General features: G+C 48.1%; 1 rRNA gene. It reads left to right on the top strand.

Annotated elements, in window-relative coordinates:
* Positions 1-437: 437 nt before the first annotated feature.
* Positions 438-501 (top strand): 16S ribosomal RNA (locus AB5S05_RS22070); the annotation flags it as partial.

Genomic DNA, 501 nt, shown 5'->3' with positions numbered 1-501 from the left:
ATGCGCCGGGCTGACGGGGTGGTGGTTTGATCCTGTTGGCGCTTCGATCGAGGTGATCGAAAGCGGATGAAAAGGGCGGTTGACAGCGGATTGAAACGCTGTAGAATTCGCCTCCCGCTGACGAGGAGCTAGAAGCTGATCGGAGGCGCAAGCGGTTGAGTAGAAAGCACTTTCTTCGGAAAGAGATTCGAAAAACAGCTTGACGGAAGAAGAGGTTGCTGTAGAATGCGCGCCTCGGTTGAGACGAAAGACTTAACCAACTGCTCTTTAACAACTGAATCAAGCAATTCGTGTGGGTGCTTGTGAGGTAAGACTGGTAGTCAAATGATTATCAGCATCACAAAGCAACACTCGTTAATTCGAGAGTTACTCTTTTAATTAAGAGATTTGCGATTGCTGAGCCAAGTTTAGGGTTTTCTCAAAACCCAAGCAGTATTGAACTGAAGAGTTTGATCATGGCTCAGATTGAACGCTGGCGGCAGGCCTAACACATGCAAGTCG

The sequence above is a fragment of the Pseudomonas zhanjiangensis genome (assembly GCF_041027545.1).
Taxonomy (GTDB): domain Bacteria; phylum Pseudomonadota; class Gammaproteobacteria; order Pseudomonadales; family Pseudomonadaceae; genus Aquipseudomonas; species Aquipseudomonas zhanjiangensis.
This window is presented reverse-complemented; position numbering and strand designations above follow the sequence as displayed.